This window comes from Gordonia sp. (in: high G+C Gram-positive bacteria) (assembly GCF_049299075.1).
In the GTDB taxonomy this organism is placed as follows: Bacteria; Actinomycetota; Actinomycetes; order Mycobacteriales; family Mycobacteriaceae; genus Gordonia.
Genome location: NZ_JBAQWU010000059.1, coordinates 1 through 4965 on the forward strand (window position 1 = coordinate 1; position 4965 = coordinate 4965).

Genomic DNA, 4965 nt, shown 5'->3' on the forward strand with positions numbered 1-4965 from the left:
GTACCAGCCCTTGCCGGGCGCCTCCTGCGCGGCGGCCAGCGGCGTACCCAGCGACACCGCGTCTGCACCGCACGCCAGGGCTTTCGCAACGTCGCCCGAGGTGTGCAGGTCACCGTCAGCAATCACGTGCACGTAGCGGCCCCCGGTCTCATCCAGGTAGTCCCGGCGCGCGGCGGCAGCATCGGCGATCGCCGTCGCCATCGGCACCCCGATGCCGAGGACCTCGTTGGTGGTGGTGGCCCCCTCGGCCGAGCCGTAGCCGACGATCACACCGGCCGCGCCCGTGCGCATCAGGTGCAGCGCAGTGCGGTGATCCTGGACGCCACCGGCGATCACCGGAATGTCCAGATCGGAAATGAAGGTCTTCAGGTTCAGTGGCTCGGCGACCAGCTCGGCGGCGCCGCGGTCCACCAGCATCACATGCTCGGCGGAGATGATCGTGCCGTGCACGACGAGGATCTCCACACCGGCCTCCAGCAGCGCCGGGGTCAGCTCCGGCGCATGCTGCGGGCTGACCCGCACCGCGGTGGTGACCCCCGCTCGGCGCACCTGATCGACAGCACCGGCCAGCAGGTCCACGCGCACCGGTGCGGCGTGCAACTCCTGCAGGAAGCGCACCGCGGCGGACGGATCGTCGGTGCGGTCGGCGATCTCGATCAGCTCGTCGACCTTGGCCGCGGCATTCTCGTGCCGGGCCCACAGGCCCTCGCCGTTGAGCACCCCGAGTGCACCGAGGCGGCCCATCTCGATGACCGCCTCGGGCGAGCCGATGGCGTCGGTCGGATGGTTCAAGATCGGCATCTCGAAGCGGTAGGCATCGATCTGCCACGAGGTAGAGACGTTCTTGCTCGACCGCGTCCGCCGGGACGGCACAATCGAGATGTCCTCCAGCTCGTAGGTGCGGCGGGCCGTCCGGCCCATCCCGAATTCAACGAGGTCACGCACAGTCGGCGCCTTTCAACTCTGGTTTAGCGGGAGTAGTAGTTGGGGGCTTCGGCAGTCAAGGTGATGTCGTGCGGATGCGACTCCTTGAGTCCGGCCGCGGTGATCTGCACGAACTGCGCTTCCTGCAGCGCGGCGATGGACTGCGCGCCGGTGTAGCCCATGGCCGCACGCAGACCGCCCACCAGCTGGTGGATCACCTGAGACAGCGGCCCGCGGAACGGAACCCGGCCCTCGATGCCCTCGGGAACCAGCTTATCCTCGGCCAGCACATCGTCCTGGAAGTAGCGATCCTTGGAGTACGACTTACCTTGGCCGCGGCCCTGCATGGCGCCCAGCGAGCCCATCCCGCGGTAGCTCTTGAACTGCTTACCGTTGACCAGGATCAGATCCCCCGGCGACTCGGCGGTACCGGCGAGCAGCGAACCGAGCATGGCCGTGGACGCACCGGCGGCCAACGCCTTGGCGACGTCGCCCGAATACTGCAGCCCGCCGTCGGCGATCACCGGCACCCCGGCGGCCCGGGCCACGGCACACGCCTCCAGGATCGCGGTGATCTGCGGGGCGCCCACCCCGGCCACCACGCGGGTGGTGCAGATGGAGCCCGGGCCCACGCCGACCTTCACCGCGTCAACGCCGGCCTCGATCAGCGCCTGAGCGCCGCTGCGGGTGGCGACGTTGCCGCCGATCAGCTGCACTTTGCCGCCGAGTTCGGCCTTCAGCTTGCTGATCATGTCGAGCACACCGCGGCTGTGTCCGTGCGCGCTGTCGACCACCAACACATCGACGCCAGCGTCGGTCAGCGCCATGGCGCGGGCCCACGCCTCATCACCCGCACCGACTGCCGCTCCGACCAGCAGGCGGCCGTCGGCATCCTTGGTAGCCAGCGGATGCTCTTCGGTTTTGACGAAATCTTTGACGGTGATCAAGCCGGTCAGCTTGCCGTTGCCGTCGACGATCGGCAGTTTCTCCACCTTGTGACGGCGCAGCAGTCCAAGCGCCGCCTCCGCCGAGACGCCCTCCTGCGCAGTCACCAGCGGCGCCGGGGTCATCACCTCGGCGACGCGGCGCGACTGGTCATGTTCGAAGCGCATATCGCGGTTGCTGATGATGCCGACCAGGTTGCTGGCTTCATCGACGACAGGCAGGCCGGAGATGCGGAACCGCGCGCACATCGCGTCCACTTCGGCGAGGGTGTGCTCGGGGCTGCACGTGACCGGATCGGTCACCATCCCCGCCTCCGAGCGCTTGACCGTCTCCACCGACGACGCCTGCGCCTGGACCGAGAGGTTGCGGTGCAGCACACCCATGCCCCCGGCGCGGGCCATCGCGATCGCCATCCGCGATTCGGTGACGGTGTCCATCGCCGAGGAGACCAGCGGCACTTTGAGGGTGATCTCCCGGGTCAACCGCGACGAGGTGTCCACGGCGTTGGGAACTACTTCCGAAGCCGCCGGAAGAAGAAGGACATCGTCAAAGGTCAGGCCGAGCATGGCGACCTTGTTGGGATCGTCTCCACCGGTACGTACGGGCGTCATCGCTCCATCGTATCGGCCCACCGCCGACCGGGCAGAATCGGTACTCTCCGCACCCGATCAGCTACGGTAGAGACGTGCACGACCCGTTTCCCGCCAGTATGCCGCCGGACCCGTTCGCCGATGACCCGAGCGACCCGGCGGCGGCCCTTGACGCCCTGGAACCGGCTGTCCCCCTCGACGACGCCGAACGCGAAGCGGTGCGCGAGGATCTCATCGACCTGGAACTCTACGAGCGCCTGTTGGCACCCCGCGGAATCCGCGGCCTGGTGGTGATCTGCGAGGACTGCCGAGAAGACCATTTTCACGACTGGGACATGCTGCGCGCCAGCCTGGAGCAACTCCTGATCGACGGTTCAGTGCGCCCACACGAGCCCGCCGTCGACCCGCAGCCGGAAGACTACGTCACCTGGGACTACTGCCGCGGATTCGCCGACGCGCACGCAATCTTCCGCGACCGTCGTCGGTAACAATATTCCTGGCCGGGTCGGCTACTTCTCGACGGTGATGGTCGCCGCCACCGAGGCTGGCGTACCACCGGCGGCACTTGTCGTAGTGACCGTGCTCGACGGTGCCCCGGAATGCGCGGATGTTGATGCACTACCGGTGGGCTTTGTCGGCGTGGTGGTCGCCGACGACGTGGTCTCCGGCGGCGTCGTCGACTCGGTGCCGGTCGCCGCCTCGTCGGTGGACGGGACGGACTCGTCGGTAGTTAGCACCTCGGGACCTGGAACGTGGGTGCTGACGCTGGTGCTGGTAGTCGCGGCTACCGGCGGAGTCGTGCCCTCACCGCGCAGCCGGCGAATCCACTGCTCCAGCCGCTGCCTGGTGGCCGGATCACTGACCGGCTGCAGGCGGGCCTCCGCCGAGTTCACCAGTGCGGTGGCCTCGTCGATATCGCCGTGAGCCAGGGCTTGTTCGGCGCGTTCAAGATTCACCTGGGCGTCCACCGTGGCTTCAGTCTGCGCCGCTGCTTCGGAAAACACCACCTTCTTGACGTTCCACAGCGGATCGCCCGGTTGGCTGTTGTCACTCATCACAAGCAGACCCGCTGCGGCGACCGCAGCGATCGCCGCGGCGCCGGACAGGACACGCAAGTGACGCATCCGGGTGCTGCGACGCTTCGCCGGACTGTCGGCGCGGGCCGCCTCGGCGGCAATCGCATTTTCGACATCGGCCAGCGATAGCGGATTCGCCGGCGCGGCCAAAGTTTCGGCCCGCCAGGCGTACAGCAACTCGCCCAACTCCGCCTCGGCGCCGTCCAGGGGCCGCGCATAGCCGCCAGTGGAGAGGGCCGTGAGGAACTCGTCGTCGTGTCGTACCGCGGCCAGATCGACCGACGGTCCATCGGATTCGATCACAGCCCACCTCCAGGGATCATTAGTTTCTTCAGTTTCGCCAATGCCCGGTGCTGGGCGACACGCACCGCACCCGGACTGCTCCCGATCGCTTCAGCGGTTTCCTCCGCCGACATCCCCACCACCAGGCGCAGCACGAGAATTTCGCGCTGTTTCTCCGGCAGCATCTCGAGGATTGCTGCCATCCGGCGGCTGGCGTCACTGTCGAGCGCCAACTGCTCGGGCCCAGTGGAGATGTCGACCGATTCGGGGAGCGTCTCGGTCGGGTCGGCCTTGACGCGGGCCGCCGAACGCATCGCGTCGGCCACCTTATGCGAGGCGATACCGTAGACAAAGGCCATGAACGGGCGTCCCTGGTCTTCGTACCGGGGAACCGCGGTCATCACCGCCATCAGGACCTCCTGCGCGACATCGTCAGCCGAGAACAGGTGTCGCTCGCCGGCACCCATCCGCGCCCGGCAGTAGCGCAGGACCGGATCCTGCACACTCTCGAGCACTGAGCTCAGCGCCGCGCGGTCCCCGCCAGCCGCGTCCCGGACCGCCCGGTCCAGTGCCTCACCTGTCAGTTTCATCGTCCCGCCGGGATCGATTCGTTACAACGCTGCCCCGCCACCTCGCCGCGCAGGCAGGGAAGATCGGTCGGCGGCTCACGAACTCACCTTATCGACGCGAGCCGCTCACCGGGCTCAAGGGGTAGGAGCGACATGCCGCGCCGGGCGAGTCTGGTCCGCAAATCCACAACTTCTCGCTGGTAGACATCTTTTCCGGTGACCCCGGCCAGCAGCGTGGCCGCCGCCCACTGCAAGGGCAGGAGACCTAATTCACCCGCGGTCGCGTGCGCCGCGCTCCCCACCGCGGCCGCGGCGTCGAGGCGTCCGGTTGCTGCCGCCGTCGCGGCAACGATGAGCTGAGTCTTCATCGCGTGCCGGGGCGACGGCAACGCCCACGCCTGCTCCGCGGCGCGCGCCGCACCCTCGCGCGCGATGTCGACGTTCCCCGAGTACAAGCCCCATTCGGTGCGCACCCAGGTCAGCCGGAGGGCCACCCGCGGCAGCATGCGCCAGTCCCCCGCGATAGGCAGATCAGTGGCAGCCAGGTCCGCGGCCGCCCGGTCGAGCAGTCGTCGGGAC

At 68.2% G+C, this 4965-nt stretch carries 5 protein-coding genes and 1 pseudogene; 1 reads left to right on the plus strand and 5 read right to left on the minus strand.

Going from position 1 to position 4965, the window contains the following annotated elements; genetic code table 11:
- Both WAW85_RS02245 and guaB read right to left on the minus strand, forming a co-directional pair.
- Window positions 1-945: GuaB3 family IMP dehydrogenase-related protein (locus WAW85_RS02245; RefSeq protein WP_422558035.1), on the minus strand; the 945-nt coding region annotated here is incomplete at its 3' end.
- 23 nt (window positions 946-968) lie between these two features.
- Window positions 969-2480 (minus strand): IMP dehydrogenase, encoded by a 1512-nt coding sequence (guaB, locus tag WAW85_RS02250; RefSeq protein WP_422558036.1) that lies wholly within the window; start codon window positions 2478-2480, stop codon window positions 969-971.
- A gap of 98 nt (window positions 2481-2578) precedes the next feature.
- On the opposite strand from guaB, the gene WAW85_RS02255 reads away from it, so the two are divergent.
- Entirely contained in the window at window positions 2579-2947 is a 369-nt protein-coding gene (locus tag WAW85_RS02255; protein ID WP_422558039.1) for a DUF5319 domain-containing protein, read from the plus strand.
- A 21-nt stretch (window positions 2948-2968) separates the two neighbouring features.
- Here WAW85_RS02255 and WAW85_RS02260 read toward each other — a convergent pair whose 3' ends face one another.
- The 3 genes and pseudogenes from WAW85_RS02260 to WAW85_RS02270 all read right to left on the minus strand — a co-directional run.
- On the minus strand, window positions 2969-3838 hold the full coding sequence (locus tag WAW85_RS02260; protein ID WP_422558037.1) for an anti-sigma-D factor RsdA: 870 nt from the start codon (window positions 3836-3838) through the stop codon (window positions 2969-2971).
- Window positions 3835-4407, minus strand: coding sequence for a sigma-70 family RNA polymerase sigma factor (locus WAW85_RS02265; RefSeq protein WP_422558038.1), 573 nt, complete (start codon window positions 4405-4407; stop codon window positions 3835-3837). The genes WAW85_RS02260 and WAW85_RS02265 overlap by 4 nt, the downstream gene beginning before the upstream one ends.
- Before the next feature lie 83 nt (window positions 4408-4490).
- A pseudogene (locus WAW85_RS02270) lies at window positions 4491-4965 on the minus strand (hypothetical protein); the annotation flags it as partial.

Bases quoted from the DNA above. Each gene is read 5' to 3' on its own strand.
- WAW85_RS02265 (WP_422558038.1), bottom strand. From the start codon at position 4,407: ATGAAACTGACAGGTGAGGCACTGGACCGGGCGGTCCGGGACGCGGCT.
- WAW85_RS02255 (WP_422558039.1), top strand. From the start codon at position 2,579: ATGCCGCCGGACCCGTTCGCCGATGACCCGAGCGACCCGGCGGCGGCC.
- guaB (WP_422558036.1), bottom strand. From the start codon at position 2,480: ATGACGCCCGTACGTACCGGTGGAGACGATCCCAACAAGGTCGCCATG.